Source organism: Pseudoneobacillus rhizolycopersici, assembly GCF_054786815.1.
Genome location: NZ_JBTOOE010000098.1, coordinates 1 through 274, shown reverse-complemented (window position 1 = coordinate 274; position 274 = coordinate 1). Strand labels below are relative to the sequence as shown.

Below are 274 nucleotides of genomic sequence, written 5' to 3'. Positions count from 1 at the left end.
CGTAAAAACGACTAAACTCTTGGGGATAAGCTGCATCAAGCCGATAAACCTCAGTGCTGTAAAACTGGCTGCCATAAGTAGCTAAATCAAGACATTTAGCCCCGTAATTAGAAAAAAGGGCTTTCTTGCCATCGGGTGTAATCGTTCCCACGCCTAAAATAATATTTTCTTCTGCCGGATCACAAATTGGATACATCGGCGTTTCATCCATATTAAAGCCGCGTTGAGTAGTGCTGTCATTGCCGGCAGCGGCTACAATCACAATCCCCTGATC

Annotated in this window: 1 protein-coding gene; it reads right to left on the bottom strand. The window is 44.5% G+C overall.

From position 1 onward, the window contains the following. Positions 1–274, bottom strand: a 274-nt coding sequence (locus tag ACX9YW_RS23005; RefSeq protein WP_460351046.1) for a S8 family serine peptidase, incomplete at both ends; no start/stop codon positions are given.